General features: G+C 56.3%; 14 protein-coding genes and 1 tRNA gene. 7 read left to right on the top strand and 8 right to left on the bottom strand.

Annotation, left to right across the window (positions count from 1 at the left end):
- Window positions 1-385, top strand: a 385-nt coding sequence (locus DOU50_RS03740) for a malate:quinone oxidoreductase (protein WP_194266121.1), incomplete at its 5' end; no start/stop codon positions are given.
- 89 nt (window positions 386-474) lie between these two features.
- Here DOU50_RS03740 and eco read toward each other — a convergent pair.
- A complete protein-coding gene (gene eco / locus DOU50_RS03735) occupies window positions 475-978 on the bottom strand; it encodes a serine protease inhibitor ecotin (protein WP_048991686.1) in 504 nt (167 codons plus the stop codon).
- Between the two features lie 209 nt (window positions 979-1,187).
- Between eco and DOU50_RS03730 the strand changes: the two genes are divergently transcribed.
- Window positions 1,188-1,448 (top strand): DUF2534 family protein, encoded by a 261-nt coding sequence (locus DOU50_RS03730; protein WP_008500962.1) that lies wholly within the window; start codon window positions 1,188-1,190, stop codon window positions 1,446-1,448.
- 125 nt (window positions 1,449-1,573) lie between these two features.
- The gene (locus DOU50_RS03725) at window positions 1,574-2,761 is read left to right on the top strand and encodes an MFS transporter (protein WP_148768847.1); all 1,188 of its coding nucleotides are present in this window, start codon (window positions 1,574-1,576) and stop codon (window positions 2,759-2,761) included.
- A 38-nt stretch (window positions 2,762-2,799) separates the two neighbouring features.
- Here the strand turns inward: DOU50_RS03725 and DOU50_RS03720 are convergent.
- The 3 genes from DOU50_RS03720 to DOU50_RS03710 all read right to left on the bottom strand — a co-directional run bounded on the left by DOU50_RS03720 (window position 2,800) and on the right by DOU50_RS03710 (window position 4,956).
- Window positions 2,800-2,876 (bottom strand) — tRNA-Pro (locus tag DOU50_RS03720).
- 72 nt (window positions 2,877-2,948) lie between these two features.
- A complete protein-coding gene (yejM, locus tag DOU50_RS03715) occupies window positions 2,949-4,709 on the bottom strand; it encodes an LPS biosynthesis-modulating metalloenzyme YejM (protein ID WP_024908190.1) in 1,761 nt (586 codons plus the stop codon).
- Window positions 4,710-4,728: 19 nt separating this feature from the next.
- Window positions 4,729-4,956 (bottom strand): YejL family protein, encoded by a 228-nt coding sequence (locus DOU50_RS03710; protein WP_148768846.1) that lies wholly within the window; start codon window positions 4,954-4,956, stop codon window positions 4,729-4,731.
- 134 nt (window positions 4,957-5,090) lie between these two features.
- Between DOU50_RS03710 and yejK the strand changes: the two genes are divergently transcribed.
- On the top strand, window positions 5,091-6,098 hold the full coding sequence (gene yejK, locus DOU50_RS03705) for a nucleoid-associated protein YejK (protein WP_008500957.1): 1,008 nt from the start codon (window positions 5,091-5,093) through the stop codon (window positions 6,096-6,098).
- A gap of 50 nt (window positions 6,099-6,148) precedes the next feature.
- On the opposite strand, the gene rplY is transcribed toward yejK, so the two are convergent.
- Together rplY and DOU50_RS03695 are read right to left on the bottom strand one after the other, a co-directional pair.
- Window positions 6,149-6,433 carry a 50S ribosomal protein L25 gene (gene rplY, locus DOU50_RS03700; RefSeq protein ID WP_008500956.1) on the bottom strand — a complete coding sequence of 95 codons (285 nt, stop codon included), beginning with the start codon at window positions 6,431-6,433 and terminating at the stop codon, window positions 6,149-6,151.
- Window positions 6,434-6,558: 125 nt separating this feature from the next.
- A complete protein-coding gene (locus tag DOU50_RS03695) occupies window positions 6,559-8,319 on the bottom strand; it encodes a DEAD/DEAH box helicase (protein WP_148768845.1) in 1,761 nt (586 codons plus the stop codon).
- Between the two features lie 281 nt (window positions 8,320-8,600).
- Here DOU50_RS03695 and rsuA point away from each other — a divergent pair, with 281 nt between their 5' ends.
- The 3 genes from rsuA to DOU50_RS03680 all read left to right on the top strand — a co-directional run bounded on the left by rsuA (window position 8,601) and on the right by DOU50_RS03680 (window position 11,144).
- Window positions 8,601-9,308 (top strand): 16S rRNA pseudouridine(516) synthase RsuA, encoded by a 708-nt coding sequence (rsuA, locus tag DOU50_RS03690; protein WP_148768844.1) that lies wholly within the window; start codon window positions 8,601-8,603, stop codon window positions 9,306-9,308.
- 15 nt (window positions 9,309-9,323) lie between these two features.
- Window positions 9,324-10,520 (top strand): Bcr/CflA family multidrug efflux MFS transporter, encoded by a 1,197-nt coding sequence (locus DOU50_RS03685; protein WP_045402783.1) that lies wholly within the window; start codon window positions 9,324-9,326, stop codon window positions 10,518-10,520.
- Between the two features lie 279 nt (window positions 10,521-10,799).
- Entirely contained in the window at window positions 10,800-11,144 is a 345-nt protein-coding gene (locus DOU50_RS03680) for a YejG family protein (protein ID WP_024908185.1), read from the top strand.
- A gap of 3 nt (window positions 11,145-11,147) precedes the next feature.
- Here DOU50_RS03680 and yejF read toward each other — a convergent pair whose 3' ends face one another.
- Together yejF and DOU50_RS03670 are read right to left on the bottom strand one after the other, a co-directional pair.
- Window positions 11,148-12,737: a microcin C ABC transporter ATP-binding protein YejF gene (yejF, locus tag DOU50_RS03675; protein WP_148768843.1), complete on the bottom strand. Its 1,590-nt coding sequence runs from the start codon at window positions 12,735-12,737 to the stop codon at window positions 11,148-11,150.
- Window position 12,738: 1 nt separating this feature from the next.
- On the bottom strand, window positions 12,739-13,342 hold a 604-nt coding region (locus tag DOU50_RS03670), incomplete at its 5' end, for an ABC transporter permease subunit (RefSeq protein ID WP_148768842.1).

Below are 13,342 nucleotides of genomic sequence, written 5' to 3'. Positions count from 1 at the left end.
CGTACAGATCATCAAGCGCGATCCGAAAGAGGGTGGCGTGCTGCGTCTGGGCACCGAAGTGGTGAGCGATAAGGACGGCACCATCGCCGCGCTGCTGGGTGCGTCACCGGGTGCGTCTACCGCTGCGCCAATCATGCTGCACCTGATGGAAAAAGTGTTTAAAGATAAAGTCGCCAGCCCGGAATGGCAGGCGAAGCTGAAAACCATTATTCCATCCTATGGCACGAAGCTGAACGGCAACGTGAGCGCGACGGAGCAGGAGCTGGAATACACCAGCCGCGTACTGCAGCTGCAGTACATCAAACCGCAGGCTGCGGATGCTGCGCCAAAAGCGGAGCTGAAGCCTCAGCCGGAAAACAAACCGGTTGCGGATATCGCGCTGTAAGGTAAAAAAGCCGGGTGGCGCTGACGCCTACCCGGCCTATGTTCGGTGTTGTTTTGTAGGTCGGGTTAGGCGAAGCCGCCACCCGACTTTTAACGTACTACCGCTTGTCCGACAGTCTCTTCTGCCTTCCACACGCGATACTTCACTTCCACGTTTTCAGGCGTATAGACCACGATCGGCAACTTGCTGTTGTAGCGCAGCAGGCTATTGTCGCCCAGATACGCCGTCACAAATTTCTTCTCTTTCTTGCCATCCGGGCAGGCCATCATGGTGGAGACCGGCGAGGTGACTTTATCAAAGACGTAGTAGTCGTAACCCCAGCCTTCCAGCGTTTTGCTTTCCAGCTGACCACCCAGGCGATGCTGGTTGCAGTCCACTTCCAGCGTCTTGCCAATTAACAGCTCCACTTTGAAATTCGCTTCATCCTGCTGTGCCGGCAGCTGAATCACCTGACGCTTCATCCCTTTATCCGCTTTCGGATACGGGGCGACTTTTTCCAGCGGCTGCTCTTTAGGTGTTTCGCTGGCGAAAGCACTGGTGCTGACACACGCGGCGGCGATGAGTGCGATGGCAAATTTAGGTGCGTTTTTCATTGTCATTCCTTTATGTCAAAACGATCCTGAACAGGTTAACATATCAATTATGAATGATTGGTGTTATTTACTTACATTTTCAATATGAATAGCGTAATAAACCACATATTTGCCATTTAGGTAGATGTTTGTACTGGCGTGGAGTCCGGCAGGCGTTTGTGTTATTTTAGATCCTCTATAATGTTATTCATCTGTAAAAGGGAAGAGAGATGGTTCGAGCAAAACTGAAAACGCCTGAAGGCCGCAAGTTCCTCCTGGCGCTGCTGGTCGTGTTTATGATTGCTGCCGCATGCGTGGGGCGGGCCACCATTGTTGGCGTCATCGAACAGTACAATATTCCTCTCTCTGCCTGGACAACCAGCATGTATGTCCTGCAATCGGCGATGATCTTCGTCTACAGTCTGGTGTTCACCGTTCTGCTGGCCATCCCGCTGGGCATTTTCTTCCTGGGCGGACGTGAGAAGCACTAAGCCTTCACCTCAGATAATGAAGCCAGCCTGCGGGCTGGCTTTTTTTATATCAGATGATTTTTATTCGCATTTCCAGGATATTCTGTTTCGAACAAGACTGTTCGACATAAAGCAGGAGATGCGCAATGTTATCCCGGTTTGCAACGCTCAGCCGGATCCCGAAAGGAGTCTGGGTTGTGGGTGGCGTCAGTATGCTGATGGATATCTCTTCGGAGATCATTCATAGCCTGCTGCCGTTGTTTATGGTTACGACGCTGGGCGCCAGCGTGATTTTCATTGGTTTGATTGAAGGCCTGGCTGAGGCCACGGCGCTGTTTATCAAGGTGTTTTCCGGCGCCATCAGTGACTATCTGGGCAAGCGTAAAGGGCTGGCTGTTCTGGGCTACGGTCTTGGCGCGTTGAGTAAACCGCTGTTCGCTATTGCCTCTTCCTCCGGCATGATCCTTGGGGCTCGCTTAATCGACCGGGTGGGGAAGGGGATCCGGGGAGCGCCGCGCGATGCGCTGGTCGCTGACGTTACGCCGCCGGAACTCCGCGGCGCGGCCTTTGGTTTGCGTCAGTCGATGGACACCATTGGAGCATTTCTCGGGCCGTTGCTGGCCGTAGGCTTAATGCTGCTGTGGAACGATGATTTTCGTACCATTTTCTGGATCGCGGTGATCCCCGGCGTGCTCGCCGTGGCGCTGCTTTTCTTCGGCCTGCATGAGCCTAAAACCCCTGTCGAGCATAAACGAACGAACCCCATCAAAAAAGAGAACCTCAGGCGCCTCGGGAAAGGCTGCTGGTGGGTTATTGGTCTGGGGGCCATCTTTACGCTCGCTCGTTTCAGTGAAGCATTTCTTGTGCTTCGCGCTCAGCAGTCGGGTGTGCCGCTGGCGCTGATCCCGCTGGTGATGGTGGCCATGAATCTGCTCTATTTCCTCTCTGCCTATCCGTTTGGCAAGTTATCTGACGGGATGAGCCACACCCGATTACTGCAGTGGGGGCTGGTGGTGCTGACTGGAGCGGACATTGTGCTGGCGCTGAGCACCCACTGGTCCGGCATTATTTTAGGTGTTGCGCTTTGGGGGATACATATGGGCATGACCCAGGGGCTGCTGGCGGCAATGATTGCGAAAACTGCACCTGCGGATCTGCGCGGAACCGCCTACGGCATTTTTAGTCTGGTCAGCGGCGTGGGATTGTTAGTCGCCAGCCTGGGGGCAGGAGCCATCTGGGAGACGTTTGGCGCAGAATATACGTTCTATGCCGGAGCGGTGATTTGTCTGGTTACGCTGGTTTACCTGCGCAAAACGCCGGACGAGGCGAAATAAAAAAACCAGCCATAAGAGGCTGGTTTTCAATGTGATTTTGGTCGGCACGAGAGGATTTGAACCTCCGACCCCCGACACCCCATGACGGTGCGCTACCAGGCTGCGCTACGTGCCGACGCATGAAAAGAATACTACTCGATTCCGTTTTGAATGCAAGGGAATCCGTCGCTAACTGGTTTATTATTAATCAGTTAGCGATGAAGCGCTTCTCATCCGTCAGAACCTGCAGCAGCAGGCTCAGCTGCGGCTTCTGGTCTTTCAGTCGTTCACCCTGCAGGTTATACGTCTGATAATTCCCGTTGTTGTTCAGCACCAGCGTCAGCTTCGGCGTAGTCACCACCAGCGTATTATTACCCGCAGCCGTGACCCAGTTATGGCGGCGCGCGGCGCTGAAGAGATCCTGGCCCTGCGAATACTCGTTTGCTGGCGTGCTGACGTGCAGCAGGCGTTGCATCAGGGTGGTCATCACATCTTTATGCTCGGTAAGCATATTGATGCGCTGCGCCGGGGTGCCCGGCCAGTGGATCACCAGCGGAACCTGCAGGTTCGGGCGTGACCAGCTCATACTCTTCGTCTCGTCACCTAACGGGACGCCATGACCTGCGGTCACGATCACCACGGTGTTATCCAGCTTGCCGGACTCACGTAGCGCGTCAAGCACGCGACCAATCTGCGCATCAACATCACCCGCCGCGCGGCCGTAGCGGCGCGCAAAATCACTCTTATTGCTGTTTGCAAGCGTTGTGCCGTTAAAGGCAACCCATGAGAACCAGCGGTTATCTTCCTGGGCGTAGCGCTGCAGCCAGTTTATCCATTGGCTGGCGGTCTGCGCATCAGACTGATTTTGTGCCGTCGGCAGTGAGAAATCAGACAGCAGCGCCTGACGGTAGAGCGGGCTGTTAAAGCCATCGGATGAGAACAACCCTAACTGATAGCCCTGCTGATTCAGCCCGGTGATCAGCGCCGCAGGTGTGCGGGTAGACAGTACGCCGTCCATATAGCCGGCTGAAATGCCATAGAAGAGGCCAAAGATGCCCGCATCGGTTGAGTTACCGGAGCTCATATGCTGAGTAAACGAGACGTTTTGACTCGCGAAATTGGCCAGCGCAGGCATCTGCTTCTCGTAACGGGAATAGTTCAGTCCATCGACGGTGATAAGCAGGACGTTTTGGCCTCGTCCCATATCGCGGTAGTTCAGGTCGCTCAGAGGATACTGCACGCTGACGGCTTCCGGGTTACCCTGCTCAATAAGACGGCGCTGATATTCCTGCGCATCAAGCAGGCCATGTTTTTCGAGGAAGCGACGGGCCGTCATCGGATATGAGAGCGGCAGGTTCGCACGCTGCATGGTAATAGGGCGATAGAAGTTCGCATCCGCCCAGATATACATGATGTGCGAACTGATAAAGGAGACGAAGAAGAGCGCGGCGACGGGCTTCGCGTAGTGGCGTCGGCGGGTCAGGCTACGCAGTTTTTGCCAGCTCCAGGTGGCAAACAGCATCTCAATCAACAGGATCACCGGGACGCTGATAAACATCAGCTGCCAGTCACGGGCCGTTTCGTTCTGGTCGGGGTTAATCACCAGTTCCCAGACGATGGGGTTGAGATGCAGGTGGAAGCGGGTGAACACTTCACTGTCGATAAGCAGCAGCGTCATCCCCACCGTCGCAAGGATGGCGGACAAGAATCGCATCAGACGCTGCGACATGACGATAAACGTCAGGGGGAACAGGATCAGCAGATAGGTGGCGAAAACCAAAAAGCTAAAGTGACCGACAACGCTTATCCAGGAGTAGATACGCCCGGTGAGCGTTGTTGGCCAGTCTGCGACAAACAGATAACGACAGCCAATGACCGTCGCCAGCAGAATGTTGAACAGGGCAAACCAGTGCCCCCAGCTGACCATCTGGGAGACTTTTTCACGGTAGCGCTGACGATTCGTCACCATAAACTGTTGTTCGTATCCCTTAATGGGCCGGGTCGTTGCTGACGGACGACTGTAAAGCCTGGGCGAACGATTTTGCGATCGCCAGACGCTGAGCCGGAGCAACGCTGGTGTTAATCAGGTTGGTGACCATATTTCCCAAAACCATCAGGGAGAGATCGGTCGGCGTTTTATGTTTTTCCAGTACGTTGACCAGCTCACTGAGCAGTTGTTCAACGTGTTCATCACTGTAGCGGGAATGTTGTGGCATAAATCAAAATCAGTTTGTTGATGAAAGGGCAACATATTACCGTAGCAACAGCTTTTTTTCCCCTTTTTTATCTGTTGTTGCACACATGTCCTGGTGGTGGTTGAATACCGCCCGGTCTAAAAGGAGAGTTTATCATGAGTCTGGAAATCAACCAGATTGCCTTGCACCAGCTTATCAAGCGTGATGAGCAAACCCTTGAAGTGGTGCTGCGCGATTCGTTACTGGAACCCACGGCGACCGTTGTGGAGATGATGGCAGAGCTGCATCGCGTCTACAGCGCCAAAAATAAAGCCTATGGCCTGTTCAGCGAAGAGAGTGAGCTGGCCGATAGCCTGCGCCTGCAGCGTCAGGGTGAAGAGGATTTTCTGGCGTTTAGCCGTGCGGCAACCGGGCGTCTGCGCGACGAGCTGGCGAAATATCCGTTCGCCGATGGTGGGATCGTGCTGTTCTGCCACTACCGCTACCTGGCGGTCGAGTATTTGCTGGTTACCGTACTGAATAACTTAAGCAGCATGCGCGTGAATGAGCAGCTGGACATCAGCTCGACGCATTATCTGGATATCAACCATGCGGATATCGTGGCGCGTATTGATTTGACCGAGTGGGAAACCAACCCGGAATCGACCCGCTACCTGACATTCCTGAAGGGGCGCGTGGGCCGCAAAGTGGCGGATTTCTTTATGGACTTCCTCGGTGCCAGTGAAGGGCTTAACGCCAAAGCGCAGAACAAAGGGCTGCTCCAGGCGGTTGACGATTTCACAGCAGAAGCGCAGCTCGATAAATCCGAGCGCCAGACGGTGCGCCAGCAGGTTTACAGCTACTGCAACGAACAGCTGCAGGCAGGGGAAGAGATTGAGCTGGAGTCGCTGTCAAAAGAGCTGGCAGGCGTCAGCGAAGTCAGCTTCCAGGAATTTACCGCAGAAAAGGGCTATGAGCTTGAAGAGAGCTTCCCGGCGGATCGCAGCACGCTGCGCCAGTTAACCAAGTTTGCCGGCAGCGGCGGCGGGTTAACCATCAACTTTGATGCGATGCTGCTGGGGGAACGTATCTTCTGGGATCCGGCCACCGATACGCTGACCATTAAGGGTACGCCGCCGAATCTGCGCGATCAGCTTCAGCGCCGCACCTCGGGCGGTAAATAGCAGGCACAAAAAACCCCGCAGAAGCGGGGTTTTTTTCGACAGGTTTGCGATTACGCGCGAACGAAGTCGATGTGAGTCAGTTTTGGCTTGAACGCGTGACGCTGAACAGCCTGAACTTTCACTTTTTCTTCTTTACCGCCAACAACGATGGTCAGAACTTCGCTGTAGAATTCAGCTTTGGTCTGCAGGTTCCACAGTTTGTCGTGATCCAGTTCGATTGCAACTGGAGCAGCTTCGCCACCGTAAACGATAGCCGGGAACTTGTTAGCGGTACGCAGGCGGCGGCTCGCACCCTTACCCTGCACGTTACGTACTTCTGCTTCGATAGTAAACATTGATTTCTCTCTGTATTTAAAACCCTACTACAGGCGACCCAGCAGCAGGTGAGTGTTCTGCCTCACGGATGTGAAGCGGGCGGCATTTTATACTCAAATGCCCCTCACATCAATGAAAAGTCCCGCTAACCGCGCAATTCATTGGCGCGACGGAAGCGACCTTCGTAGTCAAAGAGTTTCTCGCGCACCTGCCAGAACTGGCCTTTCTTACGGGCGACCACAAAATCCGGATGGCGCAACAGCACCTGCTGGCGCACGATATCGGCCACGGTGATCCAGCGCAGGGGCACGCCCGGGGTGCGGGTGTGCGGGCGGATAAACAGCTGTTCGAAGGCCGTTCGCTGAGCAGGCGTCTGGACCCGGAAGCGCTCGCTGACGTCCGCCCCGTCTTCGTCGTAATAGGTGATTTTCAACCATTCGCCTTTTTCATCGGCGCCGGGCTGCAATGCCATGCCGGAACAGCGCAGTACCAGCGCATCTTTCAGCTTTAATGCTGCTTTCAGCATGTCGTCCGGGTCAACCAGCACCGTGTCACATTCCCGACAGCGGCGAGCGGCAATGTCGTTTTCGGCGTTGCACTGCGGGCAGTTTTTAAAGCGGAAACGAAAATCGCACTGCTCGCGATGCCCGTCATCATCTTCAAACCAGCCCTGACAGCGGCGGCCAAAATGTTCGATCAGCGTGCCGTCGGCGGTGGTTTTGCCCCAGAAAGTGTTGGCAAACCCACAGGCAGGGCAAAAGACCTGCACGGGCACGTTGTCGCTTTTCCCTTTTGGCGCGCCGACTTCAGGCGTATAGAGATCGTGCGGGTTACCTGCATAATCCAGAATCAGGCAGTCGGTTTTCCCGGGGGCCAGGCGCAGGCCGCGGCCAACAATTTGTTGATACAGACTCACCGATTCGGTCGGGCGCAAAATGGCGATCAGGTCGACGTGCGGTGCGTCAAAGCCGGTGGTCAATACCGACACGTTAACCAGATAGCGGAACCGCTGGGCTTTAAACGCGTCAATCAGGCTGTCGCGCTCCGGGCCGGGCGTCTCGCCGGTGATGAGCGCCGCGTCGCCGGAAGGCAGTAACCCGGTGATTTCCCGCGCGTGCTCAACGGTGGCGGCAAAGATCATCACCCCTTTGCGCGTCTGCGCAAACTCCTCTATCTGGCTGATGATGTGCGGCGTAATGCGCTTTTGCTTTTTCAGCTCCTGGTTAAGATCCGCTTCGCTGAATAACCCGTTGCTTTGCGCCTGCAGGCGGCTGAAGTCGTACTGCACCACCGGCATATCCAGCCGTTCAGGCGGCGTCAGGTAGCCATGTTTAATCATGTAGCGCAGCGGAAGCTCGTAAATGCAGTCGCTAAACAGGGCCTTGTCATCGCCGCGCACCATGCCGTGATAATGGTAGCGATAGATCCAGCCTTTCCCCAGGCGAAACGGGGTCGCCGTCAGGCCCAGCAGGCGCAGGTGAGGGTTCACCTCTTTCAGGTGTGACAGGATTTGCTGATACTGGCTGTCGTCGTCATCGCTGATGCGGTGACATTCGTCGACAATCAGCAGCGAAAATTCGCTGCGAAACAGATCCAGATTGCGGGCCACCGACTGCACGCTGCCAAACACCACTTTGCCGTGGCTCTCTTTACGCTTTAGCCCGGCGGCGAAAATATCGGCTTCCAGCCCAAGCGCACAATACTTGGCATGGTTTTGCGCGACGAGCTCTTTAACGTGCGCCAGCACCAGCACGCGGCCGCGGGCCAGACGCGCCAGTTCGGCAATGACCAGGCTTTTGCCTGCGCCGGTCGGGAGCACAATCGCCGCCGGCTCGCGATGTTTACGGAACCAGGCGAGGGTGGCGTCAACGGCTTCCTGCTGATAGGGACGAAGTGTAAAAGTCATGGGGTCTCGGTTTCGTTATTCCGCACATATACCCGTCATACTTCAAGTTGCCTGTGCGTTGGCTGCACTCGTTCACCCCGGTCACTTACTTATGTAAGCTCCCGGGGATTCACTCCTTTGCCGCCTTCATGCAACTCGAATTATTTAGGGTATAGATAGTATGCCACGAAACTTTTTCCCTTGAGTGGCGCAACCAGACCATTATACTGAACCGTTCCAGACTGCTTCTTTTTTCGGACCTGTTGTCCGACTTCCTGCACCATTAAGGCTAAAAAGATTTCATGCGACTTGATAAGTTTATCGCTCAGCAACTCGGCGTAAGCCGCGCTATTGCCGGGCGCGAAATTCGCGCCAGCCGCGTTACCGTGGATGGCAACATTGTGAGAGACAGCGCCTTCAAACTGCAACCTGACCATCAGGTGGAGTATGACGGCAATCCGCTGACCCAGCAGCATGGTCCGCGCTACTTCATGCTCAATAAGCCGGAAGGCTACGTCTGCTCAACGGACGATCCGGATCACCCGACGGTGCTCTATTTCCTCGACGAACCGGTGGCGCACAAGCTGCATGCCGCAGGCCGCCTCGATATCGACACCACCGGTCTGGTGCTGATGACCGACGACGGGCAGTGGTCGCACCGCATCACCTCTCCACGACACCACTGCGAGAAAACCTACCTCGTGACGCTGGAGTCGCCGGTGTCGGATGACACGGCAGAGCACTTCGCGAAAGGCGTTCAGCTGCATAATGAAAAAGATCTGACCAAACCGGCGGTGCTCGAAGTCATCACCCCGACGGAGGTCCGCCTGACCATCAGCGAGGGGCGCTACCATCAGGTGAAACGTATGTTTGCCGCGGTGGGGAACCACGTTGTTGGCCTGCATCGTGAGCGGATTGGTGCGATCGAACTCGATCCCGAGCTGGCGCCAGGCGAATATCGCCCGTTAACGGAAGAAGAGATCGCCAGCGTCGGTCTGCCTTCGCACTAATTTCAGGAGAACTCTGTGACCACCAGGCCACACTCGTCGTTCAAAATCGTCTTCATTCTTGGCCTGCTGGCCATGCTGATGCCGCTGTCTATTGATATGTACCTGCCTGCGCTGCCGGTGATTTCTGCACAGTTTGGCGTCCCGGCGGGCAGCGCGCAGATGACGCTCAGCACCTATATTCTCGGCTTTGCCCTCGGCCAGCTGTTTTATGGCCCGATGGCGGACAGCCTTGGACGCAAGCCCGTCATTCTGGGCGGGACGCTGGTCTTTGCGGCCGCTGCGGTTGCCTGTGCGCTGGCGCAGACCATCGATCATCTGATTGTCATGCGCTTCTTCCACGGTCTGGCGGCGGCAGCGGCAAGCGTGGTGATTAACGCCCTGATGCGCGATATCTACCCGAAGGAAGAGTTCTCCCGCATGATGTCGTTCGTGATGCTGGTGACGACGATTGCGCCGCTGGTGGCACCCATGGCCGGTGGTGCGGTGCTGGTGTGGTTTAGCTGGCATGTGATTTTCTGGATCCTGGCCCTGGCCGCGCTGCTGGCCTCCGCGATGATTTTCTTCTTTATTGATGAAACGCTTCCCGTCGAGCGCCGGCAGAAATTCCACATCCGAACCACCATCGGCAACTTTGCCTCGCTGTTTCGCCACAAGCGCGTGCTCAGCTATATGCTGGCAAGCGGGTTCAGCTTCGCCGGGATGTTCTCCTTCCTGAGCGCCGGGCCGTTTGTCTACATCGAGCTGAACCACGTTTCGCCGCAGCACTTCGGCTATTACTTTGCCCTTAACATCGTCTTCCTGTTCATCATGACCATCATCAACAGCCGCTTTGTCCGGCGGGTGGGGGCGCTGAACATGTTCCGCGCCGGGCTGTGGATCCAGTTTGTGATGGCGATCTGGCTGGTGGTGAGCGCGTTTCTGGGCGTGGGCTTCTGGGCGCTGGTGGTCGGCGTGGCGGCCTTTGTCGGCTGCGTGTCGATGGTATCATCCAATGCGATGGCGGTGATTCTGGATGAGTTCCCGCACATGGCGGGGACCGCATCATCTCTGGCAGGGACGTTCCGCTTCGGCATCGGCGCTATCGTTGGCGCGTTGCTTTCGATGGCCACCTTTACGACGGCATGGCCCATGCTGTGGGCGATGGCTTTTTGCGCAACCAGCTCGATACTCTTCTATCTTTACGCCAGCCGACCGCGAAAAGCGGCCCACTAAAACACAGAGAAGGCCCGGCAGGGCCTTTTTTGTTGATGCATATCAACCAAACCCTCGTTCGTTTATTCCGTGTTTGTTTATTTTATGTAAAATCTATTTGTGTAAAAAGTCACATCATTGTATTCAAAAAGGTTGAGTTAGATCGCAGAAACGGGTACATATAGCGCCGACGCGAGCCTGGAAACGGATAAAAAAGCGCTGAATAGTGCAGGCTGGCGATGATGTGTTACTATAAATGTAAATAAATTGTGAAGTAAATTTTGCTTCCGGGGAACGAACGTGAATACATTACAACTCTCCATTGTCCATCGCTTGCCCCAGAGCTATCGCTGGTCGGCGGGTTTTGCAGGTTCGAAAGTTGAACCGATTCCGCAAAACGTCGCGGGCTCCGAAAATTGTCTGGTGGCACTCAAGCTGTTAAGCCCGAGCGACGAAAATGCATGGCGGGTGATGGAGCGTCTCAGTCAGGCCCTGACGGATATCGAAGTGGACAGCTCCGTCCTGGAGTGTGAAGGTGAGCCATGCCTGTTTGTGAAAAGCCAGGACGAGTTTGCCGCCACCTGCCGTCTGAAGAATTTTGGCGTTGCCATTGCTGAGCCTTTCTCCGGCCAGTACCCGTTCTGACCGCTAGTCTGCCGACAACAGCTGGCGCGTGTAGCGCTGCGTTGGCGCGCTAAATACGCGCTGGCACTCACCCTGCTCGACCACTTCTCCCTGTCGCAACACTATCACCTGATGGCATAGCGCCCGCACCACCTGTAGATCGTGGCTGATAAAGATATAGGCCAGCCGGTGCTTTTCCTGAAGCCCTTTCAGCAGGGCCAGGATCTGCGCCTGAACGGTTCTGTCCAGCGACGACGTCGGTTCATCCAGAATAATCAGCTCCGGTTTCAGGATCAGCGCGCGGGCAATGGCGATACGCTGGCGCTGCCCACCGGAAAATTCCGCAGGGTAGCGGTGGCGCGTCTCGGGATCTAGACCCACTTCGGCCATGACCCGAATGACCTCCTGCTCGCGCTGCTGCGCGCTCAGGTCGGGCTGATGGACGCGCAGACCCTCTTCGATAATCTGTAACACGCTGAGCCGCGGGTTAAGCGAGGAGTTAGGATCCTGAAACACCACCTGCATGCGGGGCCGCACGGGCAGCATCTGACGGCGGTTCCAGCGGTGCAGCGGCATATCGTCAAAGAGGATCTCGCCCTGGGAGGCGATCAGGCGCAGCAGCGCCAGACCGGTGGTGCTTTTACCCGAGCCGGATTCGCCCACCAGCCCCAGGGATTCTCCCGGGCGCAGCGAGAAGCGGATGTTTTTCAGCACCGGGTTCCGATCGACAATGCGCCGCAGAATACCTTTGCGGATCGGGAACGAGACGGACAGATCCTCAACGCGCAGCAGCGGTGTGCTGTCAGCCGTGAGAGGAACCGGGTCGCCGGAGGGTTCGCTGTCAAGCAGGCGCTGCGTATAGGGGTGCTGCGGCGCGCTCAGCAGCGTTGACGCGGTATTCTGTTCAACACAGCGTCCGTTTTGCATCACCGCGACGCTGTCGGCCAGCTTTCTCACAATGCTCAGGTTATGCGTAATAAACAGCAGGCTCATGTTCAGCTCGTCACGCAGTTCCCGCAGCAGCGTCAGTATTTGCGCCTGTACCGTTACGTCCAGCGCCGTTGTGGGCTCGTCGGCAATCAACAGTTCGGGGCGCGTGAGCAGGGCCATGGCGATCATCACGCGCTGGCGTTCGCCGCCGGAGAGCTGGTGCGGAAAATCATTCAGCCGTTTGGCCGCGTTGCGTATGCCTGTTCGCTCCAGACAGTCCAGAATTTCTCCCCGTGCGGCCTCTTTGCGCATCCCCCGGTGCAGGGAGAGCACTTCATAGAGCTGTTTCTCCAGGCTGTGCAGCGGGTTGAGGGAAACCATCGGCTCCTGGAAGATCATGGCGATTTTGTTGCCGCGAATGCCGCGCAGGGTCTGTTCATCGGCGTGCAGCAGCGAACGGCCGTGAAACAGAATATCCCCTTGCGGATAGCTCACCGGCGGAGAGGGCAGCAGCCGCAGGATGGAGAGCGCCGAAACGCTCTTGCCAGAACCCGACTCGCCCACCAGGGCCAGCGTTTCCCCGGGCTGGATCTGCAGCGACAGGTCGGTGACCACGGTGCGCGTCTCGCCCTGCGTTGAAAAAGCAATCGACAGGTTATCAATACTCAGAAGAGGCTGGGTCATTTTATACCGCCTTGTTCGGATCGAAGGCATCGCGCACGGCTTCGCCAATAAAAATCAGCAGCGACAGCAGCACGGCCACGGAAAGAAAGGCGGCGATGCCTAACCACGGTGCCTGCAGGTTGTTTTTACCCTGCAGCAGCAGTTCGCCGAGCGACGGGGAACCCAGCGGTAGCCCGAAACCAAGAAAATCCAGCGAAGTGAGGGTGGTGATGGAGCTGCACAGAATAAACGGCAGGAAGGTGAGCGTTGCTACCACCGCGTTGGGCAGCATATGGCGGAAAATGATCCCGCGGTCACTCACGCCAAGGGCCTGCGCGGCGCGAATATAGTCGAAATTGCGGGTGCGCAGAAACTCCGCCCTTACCACACCGACCAGCGCCATCCAGCCGAACAGGACGGTAATGCCTAACAACCACCAGAAGTTAGGCTGTACGACGCTGGAAAGCAGGATGATCAGAAACAGCGTCGGCATGCCTGACCAGACTTCAATAATCCGCTGACCCCACAGGTCAATTTTCCCGCCGTAGTAGCCCTGAACGGCGCCCGCCACGACGCCCATGACGCTTGAGAAGATCGTCAGCATCAGCCCAAAGAGAAGCGAGATT

This window comes from Enterobacter sp. C6 (assembly GCF_008122455.1).
GTDB classification, from domain to species: Bacteria; Pseudomonadota; Gammaproteobacteria; order Enterobacterales; family Enterobacteriaceae; genus Enterobacter; species Enterobacter pseudoroggenkampii.
Note: the sequence above shows the minus strand (reverse complement) of the source record. Positions and strands in the feature narration are given on the sequence as shown.